The following is a 14,366-nucleotide window of genomic DNA, read 5'->3' on the forward strand; positions in this document are numbered from 1 at the left end:
TGTCATGCGCCAGGGCTGTGGCGTGTGCGGCTGCCACCGGGATTGCCGGTGCTGCCCGTGCCGCTATTGCGGCCGGACGACGCGAGGGACTTCAGAAAAGCGAGCAGATCGTTCATGCCTCCGCCCGCGCCGTGCGGCGTGACGCCCAGTTCTTCGGCTGGTGCGTTTTGCCGGTTAAGCCAGAAGGTTGTGAAGCCGAACCAGCCCGCGCCTGCCACGTCCCAGCCGTTCGACGACACGAAGACGATCTCGCGCGGCTCGGCGTTGAAGGCTTGCGTGCCGAGCGTGTAGGCCACGGGCGAGGGTTTGTAGGCGCGTACCGTGTCGACGGACAGGACATGGTCGAACAGGCGCGTCATGCCGGCGCTCTTCACGGCGATGTCCAGCATTTGCGGATTGCCGTTCGAGAGGATCGCGAGACCGGGCCTTGTTGAATTTGCTCCTGCCCCGGCTTTGTTGCTCGCAGACGCGGCTGCCGATTCGGTTCCGGACGATGCCGAAGGCGCGTCGCGCAACTGGCGCAGCGCGGGCACGGCATCGGGAAAAGCGGACAGGCACGCATATTCGTCCATCAGACGCTTCTCTGCCGCACGGCCGAGCGTGAGATGCAGTTTCTTGGCGGCGAAGCGCAAGGCGTCGAGGGTGATGTCCCAGAACGGCCGGTAATGTGCGCCGGGCGCACCGGCCGGATCGGCGAGTGTGCGCAGCTGCGTGTATTCGATCTGTTTCTGGCGCCACAACTGTGAGAGCGGCTCGCCGTGGCCCGGGAACATCTGCTCCGCGGCAGCGATCACCGAATGCACGTCGAAAAGCGTGCCGTACGCGTCGAAAATCACTGCTTTGGGGAAGGGTGTCGTTGTGGCCGACATTGCCGTGCACTCCTATCAGAGGTCAGGATGGATTGTATTAGTGATGCTCCACGCTAAAAAAGAGGCTAAACATCACTTGATCTTTTACTTTCATACACCTAATCTGACGCGCACCGACCACTTTCCTGCACAAACGCCCCCAAGGGGACATCCTTCGAGGCGTCGCGGCCCCGCTCCCCATGGATCGTTTCAAGCAGATCGAGACTTTCGTTACCGTCGCGGCAAAAGGCAGCCTGTCCGCCGCGGCGCTTGCCGAAGGCGTCGCGCCCGCGATCATCGGCCGCCGCATCGATGCGCTCGAAGAGCGTCTTGGCGTTAAGCTGCTGGTGCGCACCACGCGCAAGATCACGCTGACCTTCGAGGGTTCGGCGTTTCTCGAGGATTGCCAGCGCGTCATTCACGACATGCAGAACGCCGAAGCCAGCGTGTCGGCGGGTGGCGTGAAGGCGAGCGGCCATTTGCGGCTGTCGGCACCGGCCGGGTTTGGCCGCCGGCACGTTGCGCCGCTGGTGCCGGCCTTCACCGTGGCGCATCCGGATGTATCGATTACGCTCGACCTGTCCGACCGGCTGGTCGACCTCGTCAACGAGGGCTTCGACTGCGCCGTGCGCCTGGGCGAATTGCCGGATTCGTCGCTGGTGTCGCTCAAGCTCGGTGAGAACCGCCGCGTGTGCGTGGCTTCGCCGTCGTATCTGAGCCGGCGCGGTTCGCCGCATACCCTGGCCGATCTCGCGCATCACAACTGCCTCGCGCTTGGCGCGAGCGCCAACCAGCAGCGCGGCTGGATGTTCCAGCAGGGGGACAAGGTCGTCTCGATCAAGGTGTCCGGCACGATGGAATGCTCGGACGGCGCCGTGCTGCACGAGTGGTGCCTCGAGGGTTACGGGCTCGCATGGCGCTCGTGGTGGGAGGTCGGCACGGATATCGCGGCTGGCCGGCTGGTGAGCGTGCTCGACGAGTTCGCCGCGCCGCCGATCGGCATCCATGCGGTTTTTCCGCAGCGCCGGCATTTGCCGCTGCGGGTCCGGCTGTTTCTGGACTTTCTCAAGCATACGTACGGCCATCCTGATTACTGGGGCGAGGGCGGCTGAGTTGCCTCTGCGGTCCGGCGTCCGGCGGCCCGTTGATCAGGCGCAACGGCCCCTTATGCCGTCCTCCGCAACCGCGACGCACGACTGCCACGCGGCCCCGCGCAGCGGGTTTTCGATATGCGGACAGACCCGCACGACAGCCTTGAGCGCGTTTCTGCGACCTACAATCGATTGAAGCGGTTTCCAAGCCGCGCTTCGTGGGACGCTGACGCCGCGCTGCACGCAGCCGGCGACGGAGGGCATCATGTTCAGGCACATCCTGGTTCCGACCGATGGTTCAGACCTGTCACGCAAAGCGATAGACGGCGCCATCGATCTCGCGCAGGCCGTCGGCGCTCGCGTTACCGCCTACGCGTGTCTGCCGCAATATCCGTACTCGCCGTTCTCCGATGTGGTGATCGAGCCGCCGGTCGAGTTTCTGCAGCGCAGCGAGCGTGAGGCGCACGTGCACCTGAGAGAAGTCGAGCTGGCCGCGCGCCGTGTCGGCGTCGCGTTCGACAGTCGCACCAGCGTGCATCCGGCGCCGTATCTCGGCATCATCGAAGCGGCCGAGCAGGGTGCCTGCGACGTGATTTTCATGGCGTCGCATGGACGGCGCGGCCTCGGCAGTTTGCTGATCGGCAGCGAGACGCAGCGGGTCCTGACGCATACGAAGATCCCGGTCATCGTGTACCGCTGAGGCGCGCGCTCGCGATTCCCGTCACGGGCAAAACCGGCATAGCAAAAAAAAACGCGCCGGCGATGAGGCCGGCGCGTCCGATGCTCGCCGCACAATGCGTTGTGCTGACTTTCTCTGCACTGCCGCCATCTCTCCCAGATTCCAGCCATCAGGGCAGACCGGCGTGCTTCCGCCCTGATGGCTGCTCCTCCCTGACCGCGGCTCTCTAACGGAGCCGCTTTTTCGTCTGCCTTGCCGTTCCCGCGATCAGACTGCAGGGTACTTAAGCGACCTTCTTGTCGAAGAACTGTTCGTCTTCCGTCGAACCGTGCAGCGCGGTCGTCGATGCATCGCGCTCGACCGTTTGCGTCACGGCGTCGAAGTAGCCGGTGCCAACTTCGCGCTGGTGCTTGACCGCGGTGAAGCCCTTTTCGGCCGCAGCGAATTCAGCCTGCTGCATTTCGACGAAGGCGGTCATCTGGTTGCGGGCATAGCCGTGCGCCAGGTTGAACATCGAGTAGTTCAGCGCGTGGAAGCCGGCCAGCGTGATGAACTGGAACTTGTAGCCCATTGCGCCGAGTTCGCGCTGGAACTTGGCGATGGTGGCGTCGTCCAGGTTCTTCTTCCAGTTGAACGACGGCGAGCAGTTGTACGACAGCAGCTGGTCCGGGAATTCCTTGTGGATCGCGTCGGCGAATTTCTTCGCGAACTCAAGGTCCGGCTTGCCGGTTTCGCACCAGATCATGTCGGCGTACGGTGCGTAGGCGAGGCCACGCGAGATTGCCTGTTCCAGACCCGGCTTCGTGCGATAAAAGCCTTCCACCGTGCGTTCGCCCGTCAGGAACGGCTTGTCGTTGTCATCCACGTCCGACGTGATCAGGTCGGCGGCTTCCGCGTCCGTGCGAGCCAGCAGCACGGTCGACGTGCCGGAGACGTCGGCGGCCAGACGCGCGGCGGTCAGCTTGGCGATGTTTTCGCGGGTCGGCACGAGCACCTTGCCGCCCATGTGACCGCACTTCTTCACCGAAGCGAGCTGGTCTTCGAAGTGCACGCCTGCGGCGCCCGCTTCGATCATGGCCTTCATCAGTTCGAATGCGTTCAGCACGCCGCCGAAACCGGCTTCCGCGTCGGCCACGATCGGTGCGAAGTAGTCGATATAGCCTTCGTCGCCCGGGTTCTTGCCTTCCGACCACTGGATCTGGTCAGCGCGCGTCAGCGTGTTGTTGATGCGCTTCACGACGAGCGGCACCGAGTTCGCCGGATACAGCGACTGGTCCGGGTACATTTCACCGGCCACGTTCGCATCGCCCGCCACTTGCCAGCCCGACAGATAGATCGCCTTCAGGCCGGCCTTGACCTGTTGCATTGCCTGGTTGCCGGTCAGCGCGCCGAGCGAGTTCACGAACGGCTCGTTGTTGACGCTTTCCCACAGCTTTTCCGCGCCGCGCTTGGCAAGCGTGTGCTCCACTTGCAGCGAGCCGCGCAGACGGATCACGTCTTCGGCGGTGTACGTACGCTTCACGCCTTTCCAGCGCGGATCGGTTTCCCATTGCTGTTGGAGTTGCTTGGCTTGTTGTTCGCGCGACATGGTGTGCTCCTTGGTTGCCTGTAATGGATAAGTGACTCTTGTCTCTTCGTCGAAGCGGCTGGCCGTTTGAGGCGTTTCGTTTCGTGAAGTCTTATATAAGAGTCTAGGCAAATCGACCGTCGCGCAATAGCTGCCGAGGAGCGTTTTCCTAATATTTATTTTTGTTAAAAATCAATGGCTTGAATAACACGTTTCGCATTAAGAAACGTCTTTTCCCATCTTGCAATAGAGCCTGTTGTGCTTTGCAGCACGATTTTTTACGACGCAAAAAAATTTTCCACATTGTGAAATTTCACCGGTGCCCAAAGTGTGGACGAAAAAAAACCGGTGCCTGAGCACCGGTTCCTTTCAGACTGACGAACTGCGCGAGGCCGTTCGTGTCTTTTCAGGCCGCCCTACGCGCTAAACGAGCCGCGTAAATAGGCTTGCCTGGTGACTGCCAGGCAATCGCTGCTTAGCTGCCGCGACGCGCCGTACGCGGGCCGTCGCTGCGGCGTGCGCCGTAGCCGCCGTCACGCGAACCACCGCCGAAGCCGCCTTCACGTGAACCGCCGCCGAAGCCGCCTTCACGCGAACCGCCGCCAGCCGACTTGCCGGCCCAGCCGCCACCATTGCCGCTACCGCTGCGCGAACCGCCGCCGTTACCAGCCGGCTTGCCTGCGCCGCTGCCGCTACCGAAGCGACGGCCACCACCGTTGCCACCGCCCGGACGGCCACGGCCGCCAAAGCCAGGACGGCCACCACCCGACGGAGCCGACTTACGCGGCTCGAAGCCTGCGACGACATTGACCGGCAGCGGGGTGCGCACGAAACGCTCGATGCGCTTCAACGCGCCTTGTTCCGCGTGGTGCACGAGGCTCACTGCGATACCCGAGCGGCCAGCACGGCCGGTACGGCCGATACGGTGCACGTAGTCTTCAGCGAACTTCGGCAGATCGTAGTTGAACACGTGCGTGATCCCGGGGATGTCGATACCGCGAGCGGCGACGTCCGTTGCCACCAGCACACGCACACGGCGCTCGCGCAGAGCCTTGATCGTGCGGTTACGTGCGCCTTGCGGCAGATCGCCGTGCAGAGCCGCCGATTCGAAACCGGCATCGGCCAGACGGCCAGCCAGTTGGTCTGCGTCCATCTTGGTTGCCGTGAAGACGATAGCCTGGTCGAGGCCTTCGTCACGCAGCAGATGGTCGAGCAGACGATCTTTGTGATCGCGGTCGTCAACATAGTGGACGGTTTGCGCGATGTTGGTGCGTTGTTCGAGGCGTTGAACGATCTCGATGCGTTCCGGATCCTTCAGCAGGCGGCCGGTCAGCGAGCTGATCTTGCCGTCGAGCGTAGCCGAGAACAGCATGGTTTGACGCGAAGCCGGCGTAGCGGCAACGATCGTTTCGATGTCTTCGATGAAGCCCATGTCCAGCATGCGGTCGGCTTCGTCGAGCACGAGGATCTGCAGTTGCGACAGATCGATACGGCCGCGTTCCAGGTGGTCGATCAAACGGCCCGGCGTAGCAACCAGGATTTCCGGGTTCTTTGCCAGCAGCATCAGTTGTTGACCGTAAGCGACGCCGCCCAGAATGCTGACGGTGCGCAGACGCTTGAGGTGCTTGCCGTACGTGGCAGCAGCGGTGGTGACCTGCATCGCGAGTTCGCGGGTCGGCGTCAGAACCAGCATGGTCGGACGGGCAACCGGTTGCGGACGGCGCGTGCGGGCACCGTCAGCCGGACGCGGCTCACGCGGCTGGCTGGCTTGTGCTTTTTGCAGTTGCGAAAAACGTTCGATGGCGGGCAGCATGAACGCGGCGGTCTTGCCCGAACCGGTCGGGCTCGAGACCATCAGATCGCGGCCGGCGATGCCAGCGGGGATCGCGCGTTGCTGAACCGGAGTCGGGTTTTGATAACCAGCGGCGGTCAGGGCGGAGACGACATCCGCGGAGAGACCGAGCGACGCGAACGACGGGCCGGTCGGCGCTGCGGCTTCTGCGGCGACAGCTTCCGGAGCGGCAGCAACAGCTGCGGCTTGTGCGGGTGCGTCGGCGAAACCGAGAGCTTGATCGGCGATGGCGTTCAACGGGCTGCTGGGGGTATTGCTCGAAGTCATGAGAATCCTTGGTACACAGGGAATTAAAACGTCGGCGCCAATCGGCATACCCAAGTCGTCGGATTCAGCGAGCAAAGAAGCAGCGAGCAAATCGAAAAACGGGGGCAGCTCGCGACAATGAAGGCGAGCTTTTCGTTAGAAGCTGTATCGGATGCGACATGCCAACACGGCGTGCCGCCAGCCTGGGACATGATCGCCCGTAGGGGGCTAGGCAGGAGGGGACAGGTTCTAAACTGGATTGGAGCTAAACGCTACGAGGCGCTGCGCCGCAAAGGCCGCTAGAGGAAAGCCGGGCAAAGCAGTGAAGCGCAGGCAGCATTGTATAGGGTTTTGTTGCACTGCGCCACTGTTAGGAAGTTTCCTGGCGGAAAACTTCCATCTGGGTGCCCGAATGGGCTTAAGGAGCCGGCCCGCTGGGCCTGCTCCTAAGGACTTGCCAGCGGGGCCGCCGCGGCCTGCCGTCCCGACGGAGGATTTAGCCGCGGGGTCAGACTCAGGCAGCGGTGCCGCTCTTGAGGGCTTCGATCAGTTCGACGTATTGCTGCTTTGCCGCGTCCGGGGCGGTGCCTTTGAGCGCGGCCCACGCATCGTACTTGTATTTGCCGACGATATCGGTGAAGCCGGGTTTGTCGCCGTGGACGTCGCCGTCGATGGCCTGCTTGTAGAGGGCATAAAGGCGCAGCAGGGTAAGGTTGCCCGGACGTTCGGGCAGTTGCTTGGCATCTTCCTGGGCCTGGACGAATTGCGCGTTGATGTCTGTCATGGTGTTTTTTGCCCGGCTGGCGGGGTTGGTTCTGGCTGGGCCGATGATCATAACAACTGCATGCGGCGGCGGGGCCGAGGGCTTATTCCAAACATTCTTGCCCTCCCGGCTGGCACACCCAAAACCGCATCTGCACGCGCCGTGCCGATTACAATACGGTCCATGACTCAAACTGTGCTTCTTGCTCTCGATACCTCGACCGAATTCTGCTCGGTAGCGCTCCTGTCCGCCGTTGGCGGCGCGGCGAGCCAGACAGCGGACCAAGGCAACGCCGAACCCCGGATCTGGATGCGCCACGAGCAAACCGGCGCAGTCTCCAGCACGCGCCTTCTGCCCGCAATTCGCGAACTTTTCGACGAAGCCGGCCTGAAACTGGCGGACTGCCACGCCATCGCCTTCGGCTCCGGCCCTGGCTCATTCACGGGTCTTCGCACCGCGACGGGTGTTGCCCAAGGCCTCGCGTTCGGCCTGAACCTGCCGGTCGTGCCGGTCAGCACGCTGCTGGCCTGCGCGGAAAGCGCACGGCTGCGCGATCCGTCGGCGACCCGCGTGCTTGCCGCGCTCGACGCCCGGATGGACGAAATCTATTGGGCCGACTACGCATGGGACGCGGCCGTTGGCGAATGGCGCACGCTACAGGCGGCTTCGCTCGACGCGCCGGATCGGCTCGTGTTGCCTGACGTCGCCTTCACTCTGGCAGGCAATGCTGCTGCGGCCTTCGGCGCGCGGCTGCCCGCCGTCGCGGCTGCGCGAACCGTCGACGGCGAAGCGCTGCCGCATGCTGTACCGCTCGCGCATGCGGCGTTGCGCGCGTTTCGCGCCGGCCGCACCGTGCCCGCGGATCAGGCAGCGCCGGAATACATTCGCGACAAGGTTGCCCAGACCACGGCGGAGCGCGTCGCCGAAAAAGCCGCCAAGGCCGAACAGGCTGCCAAGGTGGCACATGAAACGGATCAAGGTGAGGGCCGGCAATGAGCGGGGTGTTGCTGGCGGACCGTTATATGTCGCCGATGACCGAAGCCGATCTGGACGAGGTCGCGGCTATCGAAAAAATCGCCTACGAATTCCCCTGGAGCCGCGGCAATTTCGGCGACTCGCTGCGCAATGGCTATTTCGGCATCTGCATGCGTCACGTAACCGGCTCGCTGATCGGCTATTGCGTGCTGATGCCGGTGGTCGATGAAATGCATCTGCTCAATTTGTGCGTGACGCCTGCCGCGCAAGGTGCTGGTGCCGGGCTTGCGCTGCTGCGCGAAGCGGTGCGCATTACGCGCGCTGAAAAACTCGAGGGTCTGCTGCTCGAAGTGCGGCCCTCGAATCATCGGGCGATCCGGCTTTACGAGCGTTTTGGCTTTGCGTCGATTGGCCGGCGCAAAAACTATTATCCGGCGCGGCATCGCAGCCGGGAGGACGCCATCGTGATGCGTTTCTCGTTTGCCACGGAGGGCGCAGATGGCGCTGCATGAATCGGTACTGGAAGAGTTCGGACTCGCGCCGCTGTGGGTGCGTCGCGGGATGTCGGCGGCGCAGGAATCCTCAGTCGAAGCCAGTGCCGAGCAGGGCGGTGCTGGGTTGGCGGATCAGGTAGCGCGTCGCGAAGATCCGCGGATGGCGGGGAGTGAACCATCGTCTTCCACGCTCGCTCAGGATGGCCGGGACGCTGCGCGGCCCGCGATGCGAACCGGCGAAGCTGGACAAGCCGATTCTGCACAACTGCAGGGTGAGCGCCGTGCGCCGGTTCGCGCGGATCAAGCGCCGCGACCTGCCGAAACGCGCGATCGATTCGATCGTCAGTCTCCGGCACGTGCAAGTGATTCGTCACGGTCCATGGAGGAGCGGGAGCAAGGCGAGCGACTTGCTCCGCCGGCGCAGGAGCAGCAGAGACGCATGCAGGAGCCGGTCGAAGCGCGGCAGCCATCGCAGCAGCCTCGCACACCCGAGCCGCCGTCGTTCGACGCACCGCCCGACGACGATTTCGCATGGTTCGACGATCAGCCGGCCCACGCTCACGCTCCCGTTGAAGCGCGCCGCGAGGCGCCCGAGCCCTCGTCGATCCAGACGCTCGACTGGGATGCATTGAGCCAGCAGGTCGCCGCGTGTGAACGCTGCCGCCTGTGCGAGAAACGCACGAACACGGTATTCGGCGTCGGCGATCGCAACGCCGACTGGATGCTGATCGGCGAAGCCCCGGGTGAGAACGAAGATCGCCTGGGCGAGCCGTTCGTCGGCCAGGCGGGCAAGCTGCTCGACAATATGCTGCGTTCGCTGACGCTCGCGCGCGACAGCAACGTCTATATCGCCAACGTAATCAAGTGCCGCCCGCCGGGTAACCGCAATCCCGAACCGGACGAAGTCGCGCGTTGCGAGCCTTATCTGCAACGCCAGGTCGCGCTGGTCAAGCCGAAAGTGATCGTCGCGCTCGGCCGCTTCGCCGCGCAAAGTCTGCTCAGGACCGAAGCGAGCATTTCGTCGCTGCGCGGCCGCGTGCACGAATATGAAGGCGTGCCGGTCATCGTCACCTATCACCCGGCGTACCTGCTGCGTAGCCTGCCCGACAAGGCGAAGGCCTGGGCGGACCTGTGCCTCGCGCGCGACACGTGGCTCGCGGCGGGCGGCGTGCCGTCCAACGCGGCAAAGTGACGGACGTGAACGGGCCGGCGGCGCGCTTCGCCGCCGCGCCCGGCACATCCGCAGCGGTCCTCGGGAAGCTCCTCGATACATTGCGCGAACCGGCCGTGCGCGATCTTGCATGGTTGCTGCTGAGCGCCGATTTGTTGCGCGCGCAACCGCCGGTGGGCGCGCTCGCAAGTCCTTTCGACACGCAGCAGGAAGCTGATGCAACCGTCGACTGGCTATGCGCGCTGGACGCCGACCCGGCCGACCTGCACCGCGATCTCGCCGCGACGCGTATCACGCGTCTTGGCCGCTACGCCGAGCGGTTGCTCGGATGGTTCCTGCAACACGGGCCGGCGGCGCGGCTGGTCGCGGCCGGCGTGCCGTTACGGCGCTCGGGCGTCACGCTCGGTGAATGCGATTTTCTAGTGCAGACGCAGCAGGGCGCGCGGCTGCATTGGGAACTGGCGGTGAAGTGCTATCTGCATGCGGGCGAAAGCCGCACGCAGTTAACCACGCAGTCGGCGGCGCGCCTGGCCGATTACGTCGGCCCGAATCTGAAAGACCGCTTCGATCTGAAGCTCGCGCATGTGCTGAATCATCAACTGCCGTTGAGCGCGCGCGAAGAGTTCGCCTCCGTGGGCCACGCAGGGCCGTGGACGCCGCAGATGTTCATCAAAGGCTGGCTGTTTTATCGTGCCGGCGAGACACCGGCCGATCCTGTCGAACTCGATCCGTCGCACGGACGTGGCTGGTGGGTGACCCGCAGCGAATGGACAGACTTTGCCGAGGCGCATGCGCAAATGTGGCGTGTTTTGCCACGGTTGGAATGGCTCGCGCCGCGGCGGCATAGAGAGGGTGAAGCGGAGACCGCAGGGTTTGCTTTCGTCGATCAGCAGAAGCTTGCCGAACAAACATCACATCAGCATGGACCAACGATGGTCGCGGCGTTCGCCAGTGACGGCGTGAGTACTGTTGCAGAACTTTCGCGCGGCTTCATCGTACCGGACGATTGGCCAGAGCAAGCGCAGATTTTCGCGCGGAAGTAGCATAGCCATGCGCGCCCCTGTCTCAGCCCCTCACCACCACCGATAAAAATGATGCACCGGCCCGACGCCGCCACCGACGTCCAGCCGGTCGCTCGCCTGCAACGCACCGGTCAGATACAGCTTGGCATCGGCGACCGCGCTCGCCAGATCGGCGCGCTGCGGAATCAGTGCCGCAATCGCCGACGACAGCGTGCAGCCCGTCCCGTGCGTATTCTTCACCGGCACGCGCGGGCCGCCCAAACGCAGCGTGCCGCTTTCCTGTATGAGCCAGTCGGGACTGTCCGCCGCGCTCAAATGACCGCCCTTCATCAGCACCGCCCGCGCGCCGAGCGCACGCAACGCTTCACCCTGTTCGACCATCCCGGCTTCGTCAGTGGCAGCTTGCACGCCCAACAAAGCCGCGGCTTCCGGCAGATTCGGTGTCAGCAGATCGGCCAGTGGCAGCAACTCGTCGCGCACCGCTGCAACCGCATCCGGCAGCAGCAGCGCGTGATTGCTCTTCGAAATCATCACCGTGTCGAGCACGACGTGCTTCGGCTTGTGCCGCCGCAGCGCCTCGGCGACCGCGCGCGCGATGCCCGCATTCGCCAGCATGCCGATCTTCACGGCGTCAATTCGGATGTCGTCGAACACCGCATCGAGTTGCGCGGTGATGAAGGCGGGCTCCGGCGCATGAATTGCCGTGACGCCACGCGTGTTCTGCGCGGTGAGCGCGGTGATCACGCTCGCGCCGTAGGCGCCGAGCGCCGAGAAAGCCTTCAGATCGGCCTGAATGCCGGCGCCGCCGCCCGAGTCGGAACCGGCGATCGTCAGCACATTGGGAATGGGTTGAGTCATGGCAAAGCGAGGAAAGGGGGAAGGCGCGGGCACTACTAAGCGCAGTGCCCGCCGCGGGTCAGTGCTTGACTTCGCCGATCAGCGCGACCGAGTCGAACGCGCGCTGATTCGCCTGGTGGCGGCGCATCACGAACCACATCATCACGCAGACGAAGGTGCCGAATAGCACGATCACCGCTGTGACCGGCACGTCGAGCCACACTAGCACGGCATACAGGCACAGCATTACGAGCACCGAGAGGTTTTCGTTGAAGTTCTGCACGGCGATCGAGTGTCCCGCCGACAGCAGCACGTGGCCGCGATGCTGGAGTAGCGCATTCATCGGTACCACGAAAAAGCCTGACAGGCCGCCGACGATCATCAGGAAGATATACGCGACGATCAGATAGCCCGGCACATGCACGCGACCGAAATACAGGCCCCAATGCGAGGGGAACAGATCGCGTGTGTAGAAGGCCATCAGCATGACGGCGATACCCATCATGATGCCGACCGGAAGCACCGTCAGCGACTTCTTCAGCGGCACGCGCGAGGCGGCGTAAATCGCGCCGACTGCCACGCCGACCGCAACCACCGCCTGCAGAATGGCGGCTTCCGAAAGCGACATGTTCAGCGACACCTCGGCCCACTTCAGCACGATGAATTGCAGCGTCGCCCCGGCGCCCCAAAAAAGCGTGGTGACGGCGAGCGAGATCTGACCGAGCTTGTCACGCCACAACACGAGAAAGCAGTCGGCGAAATCGGTGACCAGCTTGATCGGGCCGCGTTCCTGTTTCGGATAGCGCGCGCCGGTGTCGGGAATGCGCAGATTGAAGAGCGCCGCGATCACGTAGATGGCCATGATCACCAGCATCGCCGCTTCAGCGGGCGTGTTGACCGTTGGGATGTGATGCCTGAGGATCGGCGCGGCAATGTGCGGGCTGATGAGCGCGCCGCCGAGCACGGTGCCGAGAATGATCGAGCCGACCGTGGTGCCTTCGATCCAGCCGTTCGCCGCGACCAGCCGGTCAGGCGGCAGCAGTTCGGTCAGAATGCCGTATTTGGCGGGCGAGTAGGCTGCCGCGCCAAAGCCGACGATGCCATAGGCGAGCAACGGATGCGCGCCCACCAGCATCGTGATGCAACCGACCACTTTGATGGTGTTGGTGACGAACATCACCTGTCCCTTTGGACGGGAGTCGGCGAAGGCCCCCACGAAGGCGGCCAGAACGACGTACGACAGCACAAAGAACAACTTGAGCAGCGGCGTCATCCAGTTCGGGGCGTGAAGATCTTTCAGCAGTGCGATAGCAGCGATCAGAAGCGCATTGTCGGCCAGCGACGAAAAAAACTGCGCGGCCATGATGGTGTAAAAACCTTTTTTCATCTGATGCGATGCTGTCCTCGCTGCGGTCTGTCCGCCCCGGCCGTGTGCAAAGCGTCCAGGCTTATACCGTTCGAAATGGGTTGTGCGCACGGCTTTATATCATGAAAATAGCTGGATTCGGACTAGCAGAATCCTTGATCGCACCGCCCAGCGGGCTGCCGAGCACTGAAAACGCCCTGTAAGCTCCTGATTCGCAAGCGTCTTTACGAAAATTACCCATGCCGCGCCCCCTCTCAGCCACGATCCACACTGCCGCACTCGCCAATAATCTCGCCGTCGCCCGGCGCTACGCGCCAAAATCCAAGATCTGGGCCGTGGTCAAGGCAAACGCCTATGGGCACGGGCTCGCGCGTGCTTTTCCCGGCTTGCGCGCAACCGACGGCTTTGGTCTTCTCGACCTTGAAGAAGCGGTGAAGTTGCGTGAATTGGGCTGGGCGGGCCCGATTCTGCTGCTCGAAGGCTTCTTTCGTCCGACCGATATCGACGTGATCGACCGCTACAGCCTGACTACGGCGCTGCACTCGGACGAACAACTGCGCATGCTCGAAATGGCGCGCCTGTCCAAGCCGGTCAATATCCAGCTGAAGATGAACACCGGCATGAACCGCCTCGGTTATACGGTGGAAAAATTCCGCGCCGCGTGGGAGCGCGCGCGGGCCTGCCAGGGCGTCGGCCAGATTACGTTGATGACTCATTTCTCGGATGCCGACGGCGAACGCGGCGTCGCCCATCAGCTGGAAGCGTTCGAGCGCGGTGCGCAGGGGATCGCCGGCGCGCGCAGCCTGTCGAATTCGGCGGCGACGCTGTGGCATCCCGAAGCCCACTTCGATTGGGTCCGCCCGGGCATCATCATGTACGGCGCGTCGCCCTCCGGCGTAACGGCCGCTATTGCCGGCACCGGCCTGCAACCGGCCATGACGCTCGCCTCCGAGTTGATCGCCGTGCAGACGCTCGCCGAAGGTCATACGGTCGGTTATGGTTCGGCGTTCAAGGCGCGCGGGGCGATGCGCATCGGTGTGGTGGCCTGCGGTTACGCGGACGGTTATCCGCGGGTCGCGCCGGAAGGCACACCAGTGATCGTCGACGGTGTGCGCACGCGGATCGTCGGACGGGTGTCGATGGACATGCTGACCGTCGATCTGACGCCGATCCCGACCGCCAATGTCGGCTCACGCGTCGAGCTGTGGGGCACGTCCCTGCCGATCGACGACGTCGCGCAGGCGTGCGGCACGATCGGCTACGAGCTGATGTGCGCGGTGGCGCCGCGCGTGCCGGTGCGCGCGGAGTAAGGCGCGGCACTGGCAGGCCGCGTGCAGGCGGTCTCAACGACGGTGCAAAGTCAATCCCAAAGACGGTCGCAGTGAGGTCCCCGGTGAGCTGGAGCGGCTCAATGAGGACCCCGGCGACCGCATCAATCCAAAGAACAGCAACACA

General features: G+C 63.8%; 13 protein-coding genes. 7 read left to right on the forward strand and 6 right to left on the reverse strand.

From position 1 onward, the window contains the following. Positions 1-2: 2 nt before the first annotated feature. Complete coding sequence (locus tag KHO33_RS25995; protein WP_200565820.1) at positions 3-869, reverse strand: (S)-2-haloacid dehalogenase; 867 nt, start codon at positions 867-869, stop codon at positions 3-5. A 179-nt stretch (positions 870-1,048) separates the two neighbouring features. Here KHO33_RS25995 and KHO33_RS26000 point away from each other — a divergent pair, with 179 nt between their 5' ends. Then, positions 1,049-1,960 carry a LysR family transcriptional regulator gene (locus KHO33_RS26000; protein ID WP_093633358.1) on the forward strand — a complete coding sequence of 304 codons (912 nt, stop codon included), beginning with the start codon at positions 1,049-1,051 and terminating at the stop codon, positions 1,958-1,960. Between the two features lie 244 nt (positions 1,961-2,204). After that, positions 2,205-2,639: a universal stress protein gene (locus KHO33_RS26005; RefSeq protein ID WP_175053195.1), complete on the forward strand. Its 435-nt coding sequence runs from the start codon at positions 2,205-2,207 to the stop codon at positions 2,637-2,639. 262 nt (positions 2,640-2,901) lie between these two features. On the opposite strand, the gene aceA is transcribed toward KHO33_RS26005, so the two are convergent. The 3 genes from aceA to KHO33_RS26020 all read right to left on the reverse strand — a co-directional run bounded on the left by aceA (position 2,902) and on the right by KHO33_RS26020 (position 7,067). After that, positions 2,902-4,206, reverse strand: a complete 1,305-nt coding sequence (gene aceA, locus KHO33_RS26010; protein ID WP_054041024.1) for an isocitrate lyase — start codon at positions 4,204-4,206, stop codon at positions 2,902-2,904. A gap of 454 nt (positions 4,207-4,660) precedes the next feature. Beyond that, positions 4,661-6,304, reverse strand: a complete 1,644-nt coding sequence (locus KHO33_RS26015) for a DEAD/DEAH box helicase (RefSeq protein WP_200565821.1) — start codon at positions 6,302-6,304, stop codon at positions 4,661-4,663. A gap of 493 nt (positions 6,305-6,797) precedes the next feature. Next, positions 6,798-7,067 carry an acyl-CoA-binding protein gene (locus KHO33_RS26020; protein ID WP_054041059.1) on the reverse strand — a complete coding sequence of 90 codons (270 nt, stop codon included), beginning with the start codon at positions 7,065-7,067 and terminating at the stop codon, positions 6,798-6,800. Positions 7,068-7,229: 162 nt separating this feature from the next. Here KHO33_RS26020 and tsaB point away from each other — a divergent pair, with 162 nt between their 5' ends. The 4 genes from tsaB to KHO33_RS26040 are packed head-to-tail and all read left to right on the forward strand — an operon-like array spanning position 7,230 to position 10,729. Further along, positions 7,230-8,042 (forward strand): tRNA (adenosine(37)-N6)-threonylcarbamoyltransferase complex dimerization subunit type 1 TsaB, encoded by an 813-nt coding sequence (gene tsaB / locus KHO33_RS26025; protein WP_200565822.1) that lies wholly within the window; start codon positions 7,230-7,232, stop codon positions 8,040-8,042. Further along, positions 8,039-8,533 carry a ribosomal protein S18-alanine N-acetyltransferase gene (gene rimI / locus KHO33_RS26030; protein WP_093633354.1) on the forward strand — a complete coding sequence of 165 codons (495 nt, stop codon included), beginning with the start codon at positions 8,039-8,041 and terminating at the stop codon, positions 8,531-8,533. Before tsaB ends, rimI begins: the two co-directional genes overlap by 4 nt. Next, positions 8,520-9,707, forward strand: coding sequence for a uracil-DNA glycosylase (locus tag KHO33_RS26035; protein ID WP_200565823.1), 1,188 nt, complete (start codon positions 8,520-8,522; stop codon positions 9,705-9,707). Before rimI ends, KHO33_RS26035 begins: the two co-directional genes overlap by 14 nt. Beyond that, the gene (locus KHO33_RS26040; RefSeq protein WP_200565824.1) at positions 9,704-10,729 is read left to right on the forward strand and encodes a DUF1853 family protein; all 1,026 of its coding nucleotides are present in this window, start codon (positions 9,704-9,706) and stop codon (positions 10,727-10,729) included. Before KHO33_RS26035 ends, KHO33_RS26040 begins: the two co-directional genes overlap by 4 nt. 30 nt (positions 10,730-10,759) lie before the next feature. Here the strand turns inward: KHO33_RS26040 and thiD are convergent, their stop codons facing one another. Continuing rightward, on the reverse strand, positions 10,760-11,566 hold the full coding sequence (thiD, locus tag KHO33_RS26045) for a bifunctional hydroxymethylpyrimidine kinase/phosphomethylpyrimidine kinase (RefSeq protein ID WP_054041020.1): 807 nt from the start codon (positions 11,564-11,566) through the stop codon (positions 10,760-10,762). A gap of 58 nt (positions 11,567-11,624) precedes the next feature. After that, positions 11,625-12,932, reverse strand: coding sequence for a lysophospholipid transporter LplT (lplT, locus tag KHO33_RS26050; protein WP_200565825.1), 1,308 nt, complete (start codon positions 12,930-12,932; stop codon positions 11,625-11,627). A gap of 218 nt (positions 12,933-13,150) precedes the next feature. On the opposite strand from lplT, the gene alr reads away from it, so the two are divergent. Further along, positions 13,151-14,221, forward strand: coding sequence for an alanine racemase (gene alr, locus KHO33_RS26055; protein WP_200565826.1), 1,071 nt, complete (start codon positions 13,151-13,153; stop codon positions 14,219-14,221). Positions 14,222-14,366 lie beyond the last annotated feature (145 nt).

The sequence above is a fragment of the Paraburkholderia nemoris genome, assembly GCF_905221015.1.
In the GTDB taxonomy this organism is placed as follows: Bacteria; Pseudomonadota; Gammaproteobacteria; order Burkholderiales; family Burkholderiaceae; genus Paraburkholderia; species Paraburkholderia nemoris.

Excerpts from the sequence above, each read along its gene's own strand:
- KHO33_RS25995 (WP_200565820.1), bottom strand. The coding sequence starts at position 869 with ATGTCGGCCACAACGACACCCTTCCCCAAAGCAGTGATTTTCGACGCG.
- KHO33_RS26000 (WP_093633358.1), top strand. The coding sequence starts at position 1,049 with ATGGATCGTTTCAAGCAGATCGAGACTTTCGTTACCGTCGCGGCAAAA.
- KHO33_RS26005 (WP_175053195.1), top strand. The coding sequence starts at position 2,205 with ATGTTCAGGCACATCCTGGTTCCGACCGATGGTTCAGACCTGTCACGC.
- aceA (WP_054041024.1), bottom strand. The coding sequence starts at position 4,206 with ATGTCGCGCGAACAACAAGCCAAGCAACTCCAACAGCAATGGGAAACC.
- KHO33_RS26015 (WP_200565821.1), bottom strand. The coding sequence starts at position 6,304 with ATGACTTCGAGCAATACCCCCAGCAGCCCGTTGAACGCCATCGCCGAT.
- KHO33_RS26020 (WP_054041059.1), bottom strand. The coding sequence starts at position 7,067 with ATGACAGACATCAACGCGCAATTCGTCCAGGCCCAGGAAGATGCCAAG.
- tsaB (WP_200565822.1), top strand. The coding sequence starts at position 7,230 with ATGACTCAAACTGTGCTTCTTGCTCTCGATACCTCGACCGAATTCTGC.
- rimI (WP_093633354.1), top strand. The coding sequence starts at position 8,039 with ATGAGCGGGGTGTTGCTGGCGGACCGTTATATGTCGCCGATGACCGAA.
- KHO33_RS26035 (WP_200565823.1), top strand. The coding sequence starts at position 8,520 with ATGGCGCTGCATGAATCGGTACTGGAAGAGTTCGGACTCGCGCCGCTG.
- thiD (WP_054041020.1), bottom strand. The coding sequence starts at position 11,566 with ATGACTCAACCCATTCCCAATGTGCTGACGATCGCCGGTTCCGACTCG.
- lplT (WP_200565825.1), bottom strand. The coding sequence starts at position 12,932 with ATGAAAAAAGGTTTTTACACCATCATGGCCGCGCAGTTTTTTTCGTCG.
- alr (WP_200565826.1), top strand. The coding sequence starts at position 13,151 with ATGCCGCGCCCCCTCTCAGCCACGATCCACACTGCCGCACTCGCCAAT.